At 72.4% G+C, this 16,458-nt stretch carries 13 protein-coding genes; 8 read left to right on the top strand and 5 right to left on the bottom strand.

What is annotated here, in order from left to right:
• Positions 1-37 precede the first annotated feature (37 nt).
• The 3 genes from ACIP84_RS35985 to ACIP84_RS35995 all read left to right on the top strand — a co-directional run bounded on the left by ACIP84_RS35985 (position 38) and on the right by ACIP84_RS35995 (position 3,839).
• On the top strand, positions 38-955 hold the full coding sequence (locus ACIP84_RS35985; RefSeq protein ID WP_355960242.1) for a 2-hydroxy-3-oxopropionate reductase: 918 nt from the start codon (positions 38-40) through the stop codon (positions 953-955).
• Between the two features lie 188 nt (positions 956-1,143).
• Complete coding sequence (locus ACIP84_RS35990) at positions 1,144-2,601, top strand: catalase (protein WP_355960239.1); 1,458 nt, start codon at positions 1,144-1,146, stop codon at positions 2,599-2,601.
• A 572-nt stretch (positions 2,602-3,173) separates the two neighbouring features.
• Entirely contained in the window at positions 3,174-3,839 is a 666-nt protein-coding gene (locus ACIP84_RS35995) for an HNH endonuclease (protein WP_401804017.1), read from the top strand.
• Here the strand turns inward: ACIP84_RS35995 and ACIP84_RS36000 are convergent.
• Positions 3,775-5,001: an MFS transporter gene (locus ACIP84_RS36000; protein ID WP_401804020.1), complete on the bottom strand. Its 1,227-nt coding sequence runs from the start codon at positions 4,999-5,001 to the stop codon at positions 3,775-3,777. The genes ACIP84_RS35995 and ACIP84_RS36000 overlap by 65 nt on opposite strands.
• Positions 5,002-5,074: 73 nt before the next feature.
• Here ACIP84_RS36000 and ACIP84_RS36005 point away from each other — a divergent pair, with 73 nt between their 5' ends.
• Positions 5,075-6,103: an ArsR/SmtB family transcription factor gene (locus tag ACIP84_RS36005; protein WP_401804023.1), complete on the top strand. Its 1,029-nt coding sequence runs from the start codon at positions 5,075-5,077 to the stop codon at positions 6,101-6,103.
• A 12-nt stretch (positions 6,104-6,115) separates the two neighbouring features.
• On the opposite strand, the gene gcl is transcribed toward ACIP84_RS36005, so the two are convergent.
• A complete protein-coding gene (gcl, locus tag ACIP84_RS36010; protein ID WP_355960375.1) occupies positions 6,116-7,894 on the bottom strand; it encodes a glyoxylate carboligase in 1,779 nt (592 codons plus the stop codon).
• Between the two features lie 332 nt (positions 7,895-8,226).
• Here gcl and ACIP84_RS36015 point away from each other — a divergent pair, with 332 nt between their 5' ends.
• The 3 genes from ACIP84_RS36015 to ACIP84_RS36025 all read left to right on the top strand — a co-directional run bounded on the left by ACIP84_RS36015 (position 8,227) and on the right by ACIP84_RS36025 (position 10,931).
• Positions 8,227-9,393 (top strand): hypothetical protein, encoded by a 1,167-nt coding sequence (locus ACIP84_RS36015; protein ID WP_401804026.1) that lies wholly within the window; start codon positions 8,227-8,229, stop codon positions 9,391-9,393.
• A 136-nt stretch (positions 9,394-9,529) separates the two neighbouring features.
• Positions 9,530-10,333, top strand: a complete 804-nt coding sequence (locus ACIP84_RS36020; protein ID WP_401804028.1) for a TIGR04222 domain-containing membrane protein — start codon at positions 9,530-9,532, stop codon at positions 10,331-10,333.
• A 19-nt stretch (positions 10,334-10,352) separates the two neighbouring features.
• Positions 10,353-10,931, top strand: a complete 579-nt coding sequence (locus ACIP84_RS36025) for a GNAT family N-acetyltransferase (RefSeq protein ID WP_401804031.1) — start codon at positions 10,353-10,355, stop codon at positions 10,929-10,931.
• 90 nt (positions 10,932-11,021) lie between these two features.
• Here ACIP84_RS36025 and ACIP84_RS36030 read toward each other — a convergent pair whose 3' ends face one another.
• The gene (locus ACIP84_RS36030) at positions 11,022-12,650 is read right to left on the bottom strand and encodes an AMP-binding protein (protein ID WP_401804034.1); all 1,629 of its coding nucleotides are present in this window, start codon (positions 12,648-12,650) and stop codon (positions 11,022-11,024) included.
• A complete protein-coding gene (locus ACIP84_RS36035; RefSeq protein WP_401804036.1) occupies positions 12,647-14,332 on the bottom strand; it encodes an AMP-binding protein in 1,686 nt (561 codons plus the stop codon). The genes ACIP84_RS36030 and ACIP84_RS36035 overlap by 4 nt, the downstream gene beginning before the upstream one ends.
• 91 nt (positions 14,333-14,423) lie before the next feature.
• On the opposite strand from ACIP84_RS36035, the gene ACIP84_RS36040 reads away from it, so the two are divergent.
• The gene (locus ACIP84_RS36040) at positions 14,424-15,239 is read left to right on the top strand and encodes a LuxR C-terminal-related transcriptional regulator (protein ID WP_401804038.1); all 816 of its coding nucleotides are present in this window, start codon (positions 14,424-14,426) and stop codon (positions 15,237-15,239) included.
• 39 nt (positions 15,240-15,278) lie between these two features.
• On the opposite strand, the gene ACIP84_RS36045 is transcribed toward ACIP84_RS36040, so the two are convergent.
• A complete protein-coding gene (locus tag ACIP84_RS36045) occupies positions 15,279-16,394 on the bottom strand; it encodes a winged helix DNA-binding domain-containing protein (protein ID WP_401804041.1) in 1,116 nt (371 codons plus the stop codon).
• Positions 16,395-16,458: the final 64 nt, after the last annotated feature.

A 16,458-nucleotide genomic window follows, 5' to 3' on the forward strand; every position in this document is an offset into this window, starting at 1 on the left:
CTCCCCGTACCACCTTGCTTTGAGAGGCACCCTCCCCATGAGCAGCAACCTCGCTGATTCTTCCCAGCCCACCCGCCCGGCGATTGCCTGGATCGGCCTCGGCATCATGGGCTCCCCCATGTCCGAGAACCTGCTGAAGGCCGGCTACTCGGTCACCGGCTTCACCCTCGAGCAGGACAAGCTGGACCGGCTCGCCAAGGCCGGCGGCACCTCCGCCTCCTCGATCGCCGAGGCCGTCAAGGACGCCGACGTCATCATCACGATGGTGCCCGCCTCCCCGCAGGTCGAGGCCATCGCCTACGGCCCGGCCGGCATCCTGGAGAACGCCAGGCAGGGCGCGCTGATCATCGACATGTCGTCGATCACCCCGCAGACCTCGGTCGACCTGGCAGCGAACGCCAAGGAGAAGGGCATCCGCGTCATCGACGCGCCCGTCTCCGGCGGCGAGGCCGGCGCCATCGAGGCGGTGCTCTCGATCATGGTCGGTGGCGAGAAGGCCGACTTCGACGAGGCCCTCCCGATCCTGGAGGCCCTCGGCAAGACCATCGTCCTCTGCGGCCCGCACGGCTCCGGCCAGACGGTGAAGGCCGCCAACCAGCTGATCGTCGCGGTCAACATCCAGGCCTGCGCCGAGGCCGTGGTCTTCCTGGAGAAGTCCGGTGTGGACCTCCAGGCCGCCCTCGACGTCCTCAACGGCGGTCTGGCCGGCTCGACCGTGCTGACCCGCAAGAAGGACAACTTCCTGAACCGGGACTTCAAGCCCGGCTTCCGGATCGACCTGCACCACAAGGACATGGGCATCGTCACCGACGCCGCCCGCAACGTCGGTGCGGCCCTCCCGGTCGGCGCGGTCGTCGCCCAGCTCGTGGCCTCGCTGCGCGCCCAGGGTGACGGCGGCCTGGACCACTCGGCCCTGCTGCGCGCCGTCGAGCGCCTCTCCGGCCAGCAGGTCTGATCCAGCGCCCCCACGTGCGGGGCCCCCAGATTTCCGGTCGGCGGCGGTGCTGACAACTGTCCTGTCGCGCCCAGGCGCCGCCGCCGACCGGAACACCACACTTCCTTTTCAACAAACTGTTGACGTTACGTTCGAGCCGAATTTACGCTCCTCGCACCGTCAGCAGAGCTCCCGTACGGAAGGTCACGATGTCGAAGCGCGTGCTTACGACCGAGTCCGGCGCCCCCGTCGCCGACAACCAGAACTCCGCCACCGCCGGCGTCGGTGGCCCTCTCCTCCTCCAGGACCAGCACCTGCTGGAGAAGCTCGCGCGCTTCAACCGTGAGCGGATCCCGGAGCGCGTGGTGCACGCCCGCGGCTCCGGCGCGTACGGCTACTTCGAGGTGACCGACGACGTCACCGCGTACACCAGGGCGAACTTCCTCGGTGAGGTCGGAAAGAAGACCGAGACCTTCATCCGCTTCTCCACCGTGGCCGACTCGCTCGGTGGCGCCGACGCCGTCCGCGACCCGCGCGGCTTCGCGCTGAAGTTCTACACCGAAGAGGGCAACTACGACCTCGTCGGCAACAACACCCCGGTGTTCTTCATCAAGGACCCGATCAAGTTCCCCGACTTCATCCACTCCCAGAAGCGCGACCCCTTCACGGGCAAGCAGGAGCCGGACAACGTCTGGGACTTCTGGGCCCACGCCCCCGAGGCCACCCACCAGATCACCTGGCTCATGGGCGACCGCGGCATCCCGGCCTCGTACCGTCACATGAACGGCTACGGCTCGCACACCTACCAGTGGACCAACGAGGCGGGCGAGGCCTTCTTCGTCAAGTACCACTTCAAGACGAACCAGGGCATCCGCTCCCTCTCCGCCGACCAGGCCGCCGAGCTCGTCGGCAAGGACGCGAACTCGCACCAGACCGACCTGCTGCAGGCGATCGAGCGCGGAGTGAACCCGTCCTGGACCCTGTACGTCCAGGTGATGCCGGCCGCCGAGGCCGCCGACTACCGCTTCAACCCCTTCGACCTCACCAAGGTGTGGCCGCACGCGGACTACCCGCTGCAGCGCGTGGGCCGTCTGGTCCTCGACCGCAACCCGGACAACGTCTTCGCCGAGGTCGAGCAGGCCGCGTTCTCCCCGAACAACTTCGTCCCGGGCATCGGCCCCTCGCCGGACAAGATGCTCCAGGGCCGTCTCTTCGCCTACGCGGACGCCCACCGCTACCGTCTCGGTGTCAACCACACCCAGCTCGCGGTGAACGCCCCCAAGGCGACCGTCGCCGAGAACTACGGCCGGGACGGCGCCATGGCCACCCGCCAGGGCTCGCGCCATGACAAGAACTACGAGCCCAACTCGTACCAGGGCCCGGCCCAGACCGACGCGGCGCTCTCCGCCCCGCTCGCGATCCACGGCTGGACCGGCACCCACGAGGCGCCGCAGCACACCAAGGACGACGACTTCTTCCAGGCCGGTGAGCTCTACCGCCTGATGTCCGAGGACGAGAAGAAGCGCCTGGTCGCCAACATCGCCGGCGGTCTGTCCCAGGTGTCCCGCGAGGACGTCATCGAGAAGAACCTCGCGCACTTCGCCGCCGCCGACGCGGACTACGGCAAGCGCGTGGCCGAGGCGGTCAACGCCCTGCGCGAGGACTGACCGGCCAGCACCACCCAGACTGCGTACGGCACCTGACGGGAGGTCAGCGCCGTACGTGGTCCGGATCGCCGACCCGGATGAGGGGTGGCCGGTGATCCGGACAAGCGTGAGGACCGCGGCGGCGTCGAGCCAGTGCGGTGGTAAGGGCGCCGATCCCCCTTCTTGACCTGAAAGAAGAGGAGCACCGGCCGCCCGTCGGCACCGCCGCGGTCCCAACGCCCCTTCCCGGGGATTCCCCGGACGGGCCCCTCCCGAGGGGTCACGGCACCACCCGAGACTCCGCCCGGCGGCGCGAACGTCCTGTCGCGCCAGCCTCGTGCCGTCGGGCGGGTACAAGCCGGAGAGCGCGGAACCAGGTTTACGGTCCCTGGTTCCGCGCTCTTCTTGCGTGCGCGGACCCGCCGGCTCTGGTGCGCGCGGACCCGCCGGCGCTTCTGCGCGCGGACCCGCCGACGCTTCTGTACCCGCACCCGCCAGCGCATCGTTTCTGCGGTGAAGATCCGCACCCGCTCGGAGGAGTGCGCCGCGATTCGGGGCTCCCGCGGCCGGTCACCGGCGCTATCCACTCGTACATGATCAAGAACCTGTTGCGCGGGCTCACCCCGCTGGCCCTCATCCTGTCCCCGCTCGCCGTCACCTCCCCCGCCCTCTCCGCGAACGTCGTGATGCTGCCCGACGCGCTCGCCGAGCTCACCGAGGCGTCGGAGGACCCGGACGGCTTCACGGCGAGCGCGTTCCCCCACTGGAACGCTGGCCTCGACGCCACCGACGGCTGCGACACCCGCTCCGAGGTTCTGCTCGCCGAGGCCGTCGACGCGCCCACCACCGGTGCCGGCTGCACGCTGACCGGGGGCCGCTGGACCTCGTACTACGACGGCCAGAGCGTCTCCGACCCGGCCGGGCTCCGGGTCGACCATCTCGTCCCGCTCGGCGAGGCCTGGGAGTCGGGTGCCTCCGGCTGGACCGCGTCCCGGCGCGAGCGGTTCGCGAACGACCAGGGCGCGACCGCCACCCTCGTCGCCGTCACCGCCCGCAGCCTGCGGGACAAGGCGGGGCGGGACCCCGCCGAGTGGGTGCCCTCGGACTCCGCCCGGTACTGCCGCTACGTCGGCGAGTGGGTGTCCACCAAACTGCGCTGGGGACTCTCGGTGGACAAGGACGAGATGGAGGCGCTCAAGCTGTTCGCCGACGGCCCGTGCGAGGAGACGGTCGTGATCCGCTCGGCGACACCGAAGTAGGCCCCTGCGCCTGCCCCTCGGCCCGGGCCAGCGCGTACGTCACGGTGAGCGAGGCGAGGGCGAGGAGCACCATCCCCGTGCGCGGCGACGTGTACTGGGCGAGGGTGCCGGCGAGAGCCGCGCTCACCCCCTGGAGCGCGAGCATCCCCGAGGTGTGGAGGCCGAGGGCGTGACCGCTCAGCTCCTCCGGCACCAGGGCCATCAGCCGCTCCTGGTGCAGCAGGCTCGCCGCGTACCCGCTCGCCGAGACCGTCACCACGAGGAGCACGAGCGGCAGGGCCGGGTCCAGGGCGAACACCAGGAACGGGGCCGCGAGCAGTGCCTGGAGCGGGAACCGGATCCGCCCGCGCAACGGGGCCGGCAGGAATCGGCCGACGGCGGTGTCCCCGGCCAGCATCCCGAGCGCGGCGCAGGCGAAGAGGAGCCCGGCGCGCTCGGGGTCGTACGGCACGAAGAGCGACTCGCAGCCCACGATCAGCCCGTTGGGGATCCAGAGCGCCAGATAGGCGCGGCGGCGCGCGGGCGAGGACAGCAGCAGCCGGTTGGTGCGCCAGGTCTCACCGACCGAGGCCCGGCCGGCGGCGCGGGGCGGGCGTGCCCCGAGCCCGAGGCGGGCCAGGAGCGCGGCGGCGAGGTAGAGGCCGGCACCCACGAGGACCGTGCCCCGCGGCGAGAACAGGGCGATCAGGAGGCCGCCGGTCGCGAAGCCGCCGATCTGGCAGACGCCGACGGCCATGTTCGTCACCGAGCGGCCGAGGAGGAAGTCCTCGCGGGCGAGGATCTCGTTCAGCAGGCCGTGGCGCACGCCGCCGCCGAGCGAGGCGGCGAGCCCCTCGGCGAGCAGGACGGCGAAGACCGCCCAGGTCGGCAGGCCGGGAACCGCGAGGAGAGCGGTGCCGAAGGCGAAGAGGAGCGCGATCCCGGAGATCGCGGTGCGCGGCGGCAGCCGGTCGGCGGCCGAGAGCAGGGTGCTCGCGCCGATCAGCTGGGCGAGGGAGGGCCCGAAGAGGGCGAGCGCGGAGAGGAGCGGGGAGCCGGTCGCGCGGAACACGAGCGTGGCGAGCCCGAGCCCGACGACCGTCTGCGCGGCGGTGTGGACGGCGCCGGTGAGGAAGAGCGGGGTGAACTCGGGGGTGCGGAAGAGGTCGCGGTAGCGGGGCATGCGGGGAGTCTCGGGCGCGGGCAGCAGCCTCGATAGTCTTTCGCGCAGGGGCGAAACGACGGGGGCGTACGGCATGGGCTGGTGGCAGATCGGGACGGACTCCCTCGCCGGGAGCAGATTCGTCGTCTCCCCGCTCGCCGAGACCATCGCGGCCCTCAAGACCCTGCACGCGGCGGCCGGCGGCCACGGGTCCGGCGCGCATCCGGGCGAGCGCGCCTGGCTGGCCGCCCATCTGTCCCCGTACCGGGCGCGCCTCGCCGCCGGGCCGCTCGACGCGCTGCTCGTACGGGCGGCCATCGGCCCCCGCTGGAACGCCGACTTCCTGACGCCGACGCCGACAGGCGACGGGGAGCGGTCCTTCGAGGAGGAGGTCGCGGCGGTCCGCGAGGCCGAACCCGCCGACGCCGTGCCCCAGTTGGAGGTCGCGGTCGACGGGCCCGTACCGGAGCCGCTGCGGTCGGCGACGGACCTCCCGCGGCGCATGGCGGAGGTCCTGGAGTGGGTGTGGCGGGAGACGGTGCTGCCCGACTGGCCTCGCCGCCGGCGGATCCTGCAGGCCGATGTGGTGGCGCGTACGGCCCGGTTGGCCCGGGACGGCTGGGCGGCGGCCCTCGACGAGCTGAACCCGGGAAGGACGCGCTGGCTGGGTGACGGGCGGCTCCAGGTCAACCCCCGCGCCTACCCGCCGCGTTCGGTCGACGGCGGCCGGCTGCTGTTCGTCCCGGTGACCCCCGGCACGGGCTGGGTCTCCTGGGAGGGCACGGAACGGTTCGCGGTGGTCTACCCGTGCGCGGGCGCCCTGGCGGACCGGTCGGGCCCCGTCGCGCCCCGGGGGCTGGCGGCGTTGCTCGGCCCGGCGCGCGCCGGGATCCTCGTGCGGCTCGAATCCCCCACGTCCACGAGCCAGTTGGTCGCGCTCACCGGACAGGGGCTCGGCTCGGTGGGACGGCATCTGAAGGTGCTGCTCGACGCCGGACTCGTACGGCGGGGACGGGCGGGCCGGTCGGTGCTGTACGAGTGGACGGAGGCGGGCGCGGTGCTGGTGGCGGCACAGGGAGACCCCCGACCCGGTGCTCCTCGGGGCGGGGGCCGGTCCCTCTGACGAGGGGGACGATCAGACCTTGAGGGCCTTGATCGCGGTCGGCGCGTGGCCGGGCTCGGTGGCCAGCTCCTCGAACTCGGTGACATCGCTCATGTCGACCGTCTTGCTCATGGCGATGTTGGTGATGCGCTCCAGGATGGCCTCGACGACGACCGGGACCTGGTGCTCGACGGCCAGCTTCTTGGCCTCCTCGAACGCCTCGCCCAGCTTGTCGGGGTCGGTGACGCGGATCGCCTTGACGCCCAGGCCCTCGGCGACCTTGACGTGGTCGACGCCGTAGACGCCGATCTCCGGGGTGTTGATGTTCTCGAACTCGAGGTTGACCTCGAAGTTGATGCCCAGGTTGCCCTGCGCCTGGCGGATCAGGCCCAGGTAGGCGTTGTTCACCAGGACGTGGACGTAGGGGACCTTGTGCTGGGCGGCGACCGCCAGCTCCTCGATCATGAACTGGAAGTCGTAGTCGCCGGAGAGGGCGACGATCGGGGTCTCCGGGTCCGCGGTGGCGGCACCGATGGCGGCCGGGATGGTCCAGCCGAGCGGGCCGGCCTGGCCGCAGTTGATCCAGTTGCGCGGCTTGTAGACGTGCAGGAACTGGGCCGCGGCGATCTGGGAGAGACCGATGGTGGTGACGTAGCGGGTCTCCGGGCCGAAGGCCTTGTTCATCTCCTCGTAGACGCGCTGCGGCTTCAGGGGGATGTTGTCGAAGTGCGTACGGCGCTGGAGGGTCGCCTTGCGCTCCTGCGCGGACGCCGCCCAGGCGGAGAAGTCCGGGAGCCTGCCCGCGTCCTTGAGCTCCTTGGCGATCTCGACGAAGAGCTCCAGCGCGGCCTTGGCGTCGGAGGCGATGCCGAAGTCCGGGGCGAAGATCTTGCCGATCTGGGTGGGCTCGATGTCGACGTGGACGAACTTCCGGCCCTTGGTGTAGGCGTCCATGTTGTAGCCGGTGTGGCGATTGGCCCAGCGGTTGCCGATGCCGAGGACGAAGTCCGACTCCAGGAAGGTCGCGTTGCCGTAGCGGTGCGCGGTCTGGACACCGACCATGCCGGCGGCCAGCTCGTGGTCGTCCGGGATGGTGCCCCAGCCCATCAGGGTGGAGATGACCGGGATGTTGGTCAGCTCGGCGAACTCGACGAGCAGGTCGGAGGCGTCGGCGTTGATGATGCCGCCACCGGCGACGATCAGCGGACGCTCGGAGTCCAGGAGGAAGTTCAGCGCCTTCTCGGCCTGGGCGCGGGTCGCGGCCGGCTTGTAGACCGGCAGGGGCTCGTACGTCTCCGGGTCGAACTCGATCTCGGTCAGCTGGACGTCGATCGGCAGGTCGATGAGGACCGGGCCGGGACGGCCGGAGCGCATCAGGTGGAAGGCCTGCTGGAAGACGCCGGGGACCTGCGCGGCCTCCAGGACGGTCGTCGCGGCCTTGGTCACCGGCTTGGCGATGGCGGCGATGTCGACGGCCTGGAAGTCCTCCTTGTGGAGCTTCGAGACCGGGGCCTGGCCGGTGATGCACAGGATCGGGATCGAGTCGGCGATCGCCGAGTACAGGCCGGTGATCATGTCGGTGCCGGCGGGGCCGGAGGTACCGATGCAGACGCCGATGTTGCCGGCCTTGGCGCGGGTGTAGCCCTCGGCCATGTGCGACGCGCCCTCGACGTGGCGGGCCAGCGTGTGGCCGATGCCGCCGACGTTCTTGAGCTCGCGGTAGAAGGGGTTGATCGCCGCGCCGGGCACGCCGAACGCGGTGGTGACGCCTTCGCGCTTGAGGATCTCAACGGCCGCTGCGGCGGCGGTCATACGAGGCATGGGAGTGCTCCTGCTTCGGCCGGGCGGATCCAAGCCCACCGGTCGGCTCGGGAGCCCGGAGCGGCTTGTTTCCGTAATGCGGAAATGCTGTTCTGCTATACGGAAGCAATGTAGGTCGGGGTCCGGAGAGCCGTCAAGAGAAGTCCGACCGGCGGGATCACGGAAGTGGCCGAACACCTCCCCCCGAGGCGTCCGATGGGTGGACGATGGGGCGGAACGACAGGGGGTTGGTTGTGGGCGAGTCGGTACCGGTGCGCTGCCCGGAATGCCTGCGCACGCAGGCGTACGCGGCACCCGTCTTCCCCTGCGCGTGCGGAAGCCCGGTGGCGCCGCCCTTGGCGGCGGGCGCGACGGCGGAACCCGTCACGCACCGCAACTGGACGGACGAGTGGGTCACCGTCCGCTGCGGAGCCTGCGGCCGCGAGGACGACTGGCCGCACCCGGAGACGGGCTGCACCTGCGGGGTCGTCCTGCGGGTACCGGTGCGGGCGGTGGAGTCGGCGCACCCGAGGACCGGCGGGCCCGCGGAGGGCTCCGGAGACGTCGCCGGGCCGTGGCCGGAAGCGGGTGGCGACCGATCGGGCGCGGGCTCGGGTACGGGTCCGGGCTCAGGTACGGGTACGGGTACGGCCAGGGACGCGGGTCCGGGTACGGGTACGGGTCCGGGCGCTGCCGAGCAGGGAGCGATCGGCGGCGGCCGGGTTTCGTCCTCGCCGCCCTCGTCCTGGTCCGGCCGGCCCGATGCGATCGACCTGTCCGGTCCGATCGATCCGTCCGGTCCGATCGATCCGTCCGACCCGGTCGCCGGGGGCGAGCCCCGGTCGCCCCGGGCGGACACCTCCCCCGGTACGGAGCACGCCCAGCCCGTCGAGCCCGGTTCGGCGTGGTTCGGTACGGGTCCCGGCCCCGCGGGTACGGCCCCCGGCGCCCCCGGAGCCGTACCCGGCCCCGGTCCCGCTCCGGCCTCCGACGCCCCCGGAGCGATACCAGGTCCCGCCTCCCACCGTCACCCCGCGCACCCGCCCCGTCCGGGCGGGCCCCGCACGTTCGCCGAGCGGTACCCCACCCACATACCCCTGCCGCCCACCGCCCCTCGTCCGGCCCCGGTGCGCGGGGACTTCCGGCCGCTGACGATCAGAACCGCCCGGGACGCGGTCGCCGCGGCCGCCGGGTATCTGCGCTGGCTGGGGTTCCGGGACGTGGTACAGCCCGAGGAGCGTCCCGCGTCCGGGGTGGACCTGCGGGCGCCGGGACTGGTCGCACAGGTCGACCCGAGCACCCGGCCCACCGGGCTCCGGGCCGTCGAGTGCCTCTGGCTGAACGGACTGAGCGCCTCCTCGGTCAGCGTGTTCTTCTCGCTCGCCGGCTACACCCCTGACGCCCGTTCGCGGGCCGCCGAGATCGGCCTTCCCCTCTTCGTGCTCGACCTGACCGGCACCCCGCAGCCGGTGAACGGCGCCGCGGACGACCTGGCCTCGGGCGCCGTCTGAGAGCGCGGTCCGCAGGCGCCCTCAGGAGGAGCGGGCCGAAAGGCACGGCCCCCACAACACCTCGGCATCCGAAACCGGCCATTCACGCGTGACGATCACGCTCCCCCGGGCACAACACCCTCGGGGGGTGGGCCTCATGCCGACGGGGATGTGGTGGTTCATAGGAGCGGGCTGCGGGCAACTGCTGCTCGCCGTCGCGTTGTTGCGAACCCGCAGCAAGGAAAGCGAAGGGCCGCGTCCGGACGACGTGCCGCCGCCGCAGGCGCTTGCGCTGCTACGCGGCGGGCGGCGGGCGGCCGTCACCGTGGCACTGGTGGCGCTGCACCAGCGCGGGGCCGTCGCGGCGGGCCGCAAACATACGATTCGGGCCAACGGCGGCCCCGGCCGCACCCGGGACCCCGTCCAGCTGGGGGTGCACGGGGCGCTCCACCGGGCCTTCGCGTTGCGTGACCTCGTGCTGCGCCCCGAGGCGCGGCGGGCGGTGGACGCGCTGCGCCGCGAGCTGCGCGGGGCGGGACTGCTGCAGCCCACGGCGCGGCTGTGGACGGCCAGGGCGCTGCTCGGCTGCGTACCGCTGACCGTGGCGGCGGGCGCGTACGCGACGGGGGCGAGCGGTACGGGTCTGGCCGGGGCGCTGGCGGCCGGGGCGCTGCCCGTCCTGCTCGCGGCCGTGGTGCTGCTGCGGCTGCCGCCGGCGACCCGGGCGGCGCGGCGGCTCCTCACCGGGCTGCGGGAGCGGTACCCGCTGCCCGCGCACCGGCGTGAGGTGACGGACGGGTGGCTCGTCCAGCTGTACGTGGCGCTGTACGGCGACCCGGCGCTCGCGCTGTTCCTGCCCCACTTCTCGCGGGACGGCGGGCTCCTTGACCGGCCCGGCGAGGTGGACCGGAACCGGCCTCCGCAGGACCGCGGTCCGGTTCCGGGCGCCGGCGCGGGGTGAGGCCGCGCCATACTGGCGTATGCGCATCAGAGCGGCCGCTCCGGCCGAACTCCCGCTGCTCCAGGACATCGAACGGGCGGCGGGCGAGCCGTTCCGTACTCTCGGCATGGCGGCGATCGCCGACGACGACCCGCTGCCCCTGGACGTCCTGGAGTCCTATCGACGTGCGGGCCGGGCGTGGGTGGCGGTGGACGCCGCCGATCGCCCGGTCGCGTATCTGCTGACGGACACCGTCGACGGCTCCGCCCACATCGAGCAGGTGTCGGTGCACCCGGACGCCGCCCGCCGGGGCGTCGGCCGGGCCCTGATCGAGCACCTCGCGGCGGCCGCCGGGGAGCAGGGTCTGGCGGCGCTGACCCTGACGACGTTCACCGAGGTGCCGTGGAACGCGCCGTACTACGCGCGGCTCGGCTTCCGTCCGCTGACCGACTCCGACCCGGCGCTCACGGAGGGCCTGCGCGCCATCAGCCGCGCGGAGGCGGCCCACGGTCTCTCGGTCTGGCCCCGGGTGTGCATGCGCCGGGAGGTGCGGCACGCCCCGGCGGAGCAGGGTGTCCCGGAGGCCCGGAAGGTTCGGGAGGCCCGGCAGGGGGGCTAGGAGTCTCCAGGGTCCCCCGTCTCTCCGAGGCCCGCGGACCGGCCCCCGCGGACCGGCCCCGAGGAGTGCCGCCCGGCCTTGCCCGCGTCCCTAGGGGGTGCCGCCCGGCTCCCCGTACCGCTGCCTCAGTTCCACCTTCCGCACCTTCCCGCTCACCGTCATCGGGAACTCGGTGAGGATCTCCACCCGGCGCGGGATCTTGTAGTGGGCGAGCCGGTCGCGGCAGAAGGCGGTGACGTCCTCCAGCGTGGGCGGGTCGGCCGGGTCGCGGGGGATGACGCAGGCGAGGATCTCCTCGCCGTAGCGCTCGTCGGGCACGCCCACGACCTGCACGTCGGCGATCTTCGCGTACCCGTAGAGGAACTCCTCGATCTCGCGCGGGTACACGTTCTCGCCACCCCGGATGATCATGTCCTTGATGCGGCCGACGATCTGGACGTAGCCGTCCTCGCGGATCACCGCCAGGTCGCCGGTGTGCATCCAGCGGCCGGAGTCGATCGCCTCGGCGGTCTTCTCCGGCTCGTCCCAGTACCCGAGCATCACGCTGTAGCCGCGGGTGCACAGCTCGCCCGCGGTGCCGCGCCCGACGGTGAGGCCGGTCGCCGGGTCGACGACCTTCACCTCGACGTGCGGCATGACCCGGCCGACCGTGCCCGTGCGGCGCTCCAGGTCGTCGTCGCGGCGGGTCTGGGTGGAGACCGGTGAGGTCTCGGTCATGCCGTAACAGATCGACACCTCCGCCATGTTCATCTCGGCGACGACCCGCTTCATCACCTCCACCGGGCACGGCGATCCGGCCATGATGCCGGTGCGCAGGCTCGACAGGTCGTAGCCGGCGAAGTCGGGGAGGTTCAGCTCGGCGATGAACATCGTGGGCACCCCGTAGAGCGAGGTGCAGCGCTCCTCCTGTACGGCCCGGAGGGTGGCGGCCGGGTCGAAGGAGGGGGCGGGGATCACCATGCAGGCGCCGTGCGAGGTGGCGGCCAGGTTCCCCATGACCATGCCGAAGCAGTGGTAGAAGGGCACCGGGATGCAGATGCGGTCCTGCTCGGAGTAGGCGATCATCTCGCCCACGAAGTAGCCGTTGTTGAGGATGTTGTGGTGGGAGAGCGTGGCCCCCTTGGGGAAGCCCGTGGTCCCCGAGGTGTACTGGATGTTGACGGGCTCGTCGCAGGAGAGCGGCTCGGGACGCAGCTCTCCCGGCGTACGGGCGAGGAACGCGTCCCAGCCCGGGTCGCCGAAGTAGACCGCCTCACGCAACTCCGGGCAGTCGGGACGCACTTGCTCGACCATCGCCCGGTAGTCGCTCGTCTTGTGCGCGCGCGAGGCGAAGAGCAGGGTGATCCCGGCCTGGTTGAGTACGTACGCCAACTCGTGGGGGCGGTAAGCGGGGTTGATGGTGACCATGACCGCGCCGATCCGGGCGGTGGCGTACTGCACGAGGACCCACTCGGCGCAGTTGACCGCCCAGATGCCGACCCGGTCCCCCTTCCGCACCCCGCTGCCGAGCAGGGACCCGGCCAACCGGTCGACGTCGACGCCGAGTTCCGCGTACGTCCAGCGGCGTCCGGTGGGCACGTCGACGAGCGCCTCCCGGTCCGGCCAGGCGGCGACGGCCCGGTCCAGGTTGGCGCCGACGGTGTCGCCGAGGAGCGGGGTCTCCGACACCCCGTGGGCGTAGGAGGGCTCGGCGGGCGCGACGGTTCCGGACGCGGTCATGCGAGGTCCCCTTCCACGAACTCCCTGCCGCCGCCCTCGGCGGTCAGCCGGCGCAGTTCCACCCGCCGGATCTTGCCGGAGACGGTCTTGGGCAGCTCGGCGAACTCGATGCGCCGGACCCGCTTGTACGGGGCGAGGACCTCGCGCGAGTGGGCGAAGAGGGCCTTCGCGGTCTCCGCGTCGGGCTCCCAGCCGGCCGCGAGGACGACGTACGCCTTGGGGACGGCGAGCCGCAGCGGGTCCGGGGCGGGGACGACGGCGGCCTCGGCGACGGCCTCGTGCTCCAGGAGCGCGCTCTCCAGCTCGAAGGGGCTGATCTTGTAGTCGGAGGCCTTGAAGACGTCGTCCGCGCGTCCGATGTAGGTGATGTACCCCTCGGCGTCCCTGGAGCCGATGTCGCCGGTGCGGTAGTAGCCGTCGGCCATCGCCTCCGCCGTACGCTCCGGGTCGCCGTGGTAGCCGGTCATCAGGCCCACCGGGTGGGTGGACAGGTCGAGGCAGATCTCGCCCTCCGCCACGTCCGCCTGCCCGCTCACCGGGTCGACGAGGGTGACCCGGAAGCCGGGGCTCGGGCGCCCCATGGAGCCCTCCTTGAGCCGCTGGCCTGGGCTGTTGGAGACCTGGACGGCGGTCTCGGTCTGGCCGAAGCCGTCCCGGACGGTGACGCCCCAGGCGCGCCGTACGGCCTCGATGACCTCGGGGTTCAGCGGTTCGCCGGCGGCGACGACCTCGCGCGGCGGGGTCTTCAGCTGGCTCAGGTCGGCCTGGATCAGCATCCGCCACACGGTCGGCGGGGCGCAGAAGCTGGTGACGCCGTTGCGCTCCATCTCGTTCATCAGCCGGGCCGGGTCGAACCGCGTGTAGTTGTGGATGAAGACGGTCGCCTCGGCGTTCCACGGGGCGAAGAGATTGGACCAGGCGTGCTTGGCCCAGCCCGGCGAGGAGATGTTGAGGTGCACGTCGCCGGGCTTGAGGCCGATCCAGTACATCGTCGAGAGGTGCCCGACCGGGTACGAGGTGTGGGTGTGCTCGACCAGCTTGGGACGGGCGGTCGTGCCGGAGGTGAAGTACAGCATGAGAGTGTCGTCGGCGAGGGTGACGCCCTCGGGCTCGAACACCTCGGACTCGCGGGCGGCGTGCTCGTACCCCAGCCAGCTCACCCCGTCGCCGCCGACCGCGATCCGGGTGTACTCCCCCGGGACGTCGTCGAACTTGGCGGCGTCCTCGGCGCGCACGACGACATGCCGGGCGCGGCCCCGGTCGACGCGGTCGCGGAGGTCGGCGGGACCGAGGAGCGGGGTGGCGGGGATGACGACGGCGCGCAGCTTCATGGCGGCGAGCACGGTCTCCCACAGCTCGACCTGGTTGCCCAGCATCACGATGATCCGGTCGCCGGCGCGGACGCCCTGGGCGCGCAGCCAGTTCGCGACGCGGTTGGAGCGCGCGGACATCTCGGCGAAGGACACCTTGGTCTCGGAGCCGTCCTCCTCGACGAGGTGGAGCGCGGTCCGGTCGTTGCCCTCGGCGATGACGTCGAACCATTCGAGCGCCCAGTTGAACCGGTCGGACCGGGGCCAGGCGAAACCCTCGTAGGCCGCCCCGTAGTCCTCACGGTGCTGGAGCAGGAAGTCCCGGGCAGCCCGGAACCTCTCCGTCGCACCGGTCGCGCCCTGTGCCGTCATACGTCCTCCTCGTTGCGGGACCCGTCCCGGACATCGTGTAATCAGTGACCCAGGTCTCACTACCCCCGTTCGGGGGTGAAGGAGTGGTCCCGTGCCCGAGCAGAGGGAATCGGCCGAGCTGCGCGCGGCGCTGCTGCGGCTGCGCCGGGCCAGCGGGCTGCCCGTGGTCTTCGGCGGGCTGCTTCAGGACGGGCGGGCGATGCGGATCGGCGAGACGTGCGGGGCGGTGACGCCCGCGCTGCACGGCCTGACGATCTCGGCCGGCTCGGGTCTCGGCGGCAAGTGCCTGGCCATGTCGCGGCCGTGCGCGGTGACGGACTACCCCTCGGCCCGGCACATCACCCACGAGTACGACGGCCCGGTCGCGGCGGAGGGGCTGCGCTCGGTGATCGCGGTGCCCGTCGTCGTACGCCGCAGGGTGCGCGGTGTCCTGTACGGGGCACTGCGCGACGCCCTGCCGATCGGCGAGCGGGTCTTCGACGCGGCGGTCGCGGCGGCCCGTGACGTGGAGCAGGCGCTGGCCGTACGGGACGAGGTCGGCCGCCTCGACACGCCGCCGGCTCCGGGGCCGTCCTGGGAGGAGGTCCGCCAGGCGTACGGGGAGCTGCGCGAACTGGCCCCGCAGGTCCTGGACCCGCAGGTGCGGGAACGCCTGCTCGCGGTCTGCGGCCGCCTGGAGACGGCCTCGGGGGCGCCCCGCGACCTGCCGGGTGTCGCGCTGACCCCCCGGGAGACGGACGTCCTCGCGGCGGTGGCCTCGGGCGCGACGAACGCGACGGCGGCGACCCGCCTGGGCCTGCGCCCGGAGACGGTCAAGGGCTATCTGCGCTCGGCGATGCGCAAACTGGGCGCGCACACCCGCCTGGAGGCGGTGGTGGCGGCCCGGAGAGCGGGGGCACTGCCGTAGGAACGCCAGGTGGCTGCGGTGGGGCGGGGCCGCGACGGCTCACTCCGCATGGACGATGTCGTACGGGATGTCCGACGGCGTCATGAGCTGGAGGGTCCGCTCGGCCTCGGCCGTGAGCGCCGCGCGCTGGGCTCGCGTCACGTGTGCGAAGGGCTCGACCGTGAGGGTGGTGCGCTCCTTCCCCTCGTCGAGCCGCCAGAGCCCGGCGAGGAAGCCGTCGAGGAGGAAGACGCGATGGGCCTGGTTGCCGGTCCAGGTACGGCCCTTGAGCTCGCGGGCCACGACACGGCTGCGGTCGGCGTGTGACAGCAGCAGGTTGTCGAACTCGGGGAGGAAGCGCGGCGGAGCCGGGGTGTCCTCGTCGGGGCGGGGCGCCTCGGGCAGGTCGAAGAGTTCGGTGCCGCGCTCGTCCTGGAAGACGAGGAGCCGGGGACGCAGCCGCTCGAAGGCGGGGCCGAGCCTGGTGAGGCCGCACCAGGCCTGCATGTCCTTGACGGAGGCGGGTCCGAACGCGCCGAGGTAGCGGAGCACGGTCTCGTCGAGGTCGGCGGCGCCGTGGGCGGGGTCGTCGAACCACTGGTCGGTCGTCGTGAGCGCGACCTGACCGCCGCGCCCCCAGAGGCCGCGCGGGGTCACCTGGACCAGGGGAAGCAGGCAGCGGGCGGCGACGGAGAGCGACTGCGGGTCGGCGTCCGGCCACTGGGGAAGCAGTTCCTCGCGCAGCTCCTTGGGCGTGCGGGGCCGCTCGGCGACGAGCGCGCGGGCGAGGTCGGCGAGCCGGTCGAGGTCGACGCCGTCGAGACCCCCTCGGGAGACGAAGAGGGCGAGCTCGCGGTCGATGGCCCCGCCCTGCGCGAACCCGCGCAGGGCGACCGCGTCGCGGGCGGTGTGGGTGTGCACGGTGGACCGCATGGTGACGATCCGGGCGACGTCACGGGACTCCATGAGCGCGGAGAGCTGCTCGGGGCGGAATCCGTCGAGGCGGGCGGCGAGCGCGTAGTACGGCGGCTTGGTGTTCTGCGCCTGCAGTCCGAGAAGGTGCTCGACGGCCTCCGTGACGCCCAGGGAGGCGGGGCGGAGGAGCAACTGGCGGTCGAGGGTGGCACGGTTCAGAGCACGGGCACCGAGCACGGGATGGGTCGTCTTGAGGGCCATGTCGGCACGCTACCGGGACTTGCGGACAGATACGGTCCGCAAGGCGGGAGCGGGGCCACGGCGG

The sequence above is a fragment of the Streptomyces sp. NPDC088707 genome, from assembly GCF_044752725.1.
In the GTDB taxonomy this organism is placed as follows: Bacteria; Actinomycetota; Actinomycetes; order Streptomycetales; family Streptomycetaceae; genus Streptomyces.

Bases quoted from the DNA above. Each gene is read 5' to 3' on its own strand.
- ACIP84_RS35985 (WP_355960242.1), top strand. From the start codon at position 38: ATGAGCAGCAACCTCGCTGATTCTTCCCAGCCCACCCGCCCGGCGATT.
- ACIP84_RS36045 (WP_401804041.1), bottom strand. From the start codon at position 16,394: ATGGCCCTCAAGACGACCCATCCCGTGCTCGGTGCCCGTGCTCTGAAC.
- ACIP84_RS36025 (WP_401804031.1), top strand. From the start codon at position 10,353: ATGCGCATCAGAGCGGCCGCTCCGGCCGAACTCCCGCTGCTCCAGGAC.
- gcl (WP_355960375.1), bottom strand. From the start codon at position 7,894: ATGACCGCCGCCGCAGCGGCCGTTGAGATCCTCAAGCGCGAAGGCGTC.
- ACIP84_RS36030 (WP_401804034.1), bottom strand. From the start codon at position 12,650: ATGACCGCGTCCGGAACCGTCGCGCCCGCCGAGCCCTCCTACGCCCAC.
- ACIP84_RS36020 (WP_401804028.1), top strand. From the start codon at position 9,530: ATGCCGACGGGGATGTGGTGGTTCATAGGAGCGGGCTGCGGGCAACTG.
- ACIP84_RS35990 (WP_355960239.1), top strand. From the start codon at position 1,144: ATGTCGAAGCGCGTGCTTACGACCGAGTCCGGCGCCCCCGTCGCCGAC.
- ACIP84_RS36035 (WP_401804036.1), bottom strand. From the start codon at position 14,332: ATGACGGCACAGGGCGCGACCGGTGCGACGGAGAGGTTCCGGGCTGCC.
- ACIP84_RS35995 (WP_401804017.1), top strand. From the start codon at position 3,174: ATGATCAAGAACCTGTTGCGCGGGCTCACCCCGCTGGCCCTCATCCTG.
- ACIP84_RS36005 (WP_401804023.1), top strand. From the start codon at position 5,075: ATGGGCTGGTGGCAGATCGGGACGGACTCCCTCGCCGGGAGCAGATTC.
- ACIP84_RS36000 (WP_401804020.1), bottom strand. From the start codon at position 5,001: ATGCCCCGCTACCGCGACCTCTTCCGCACCCCCGAGTTCACCCCGCTC.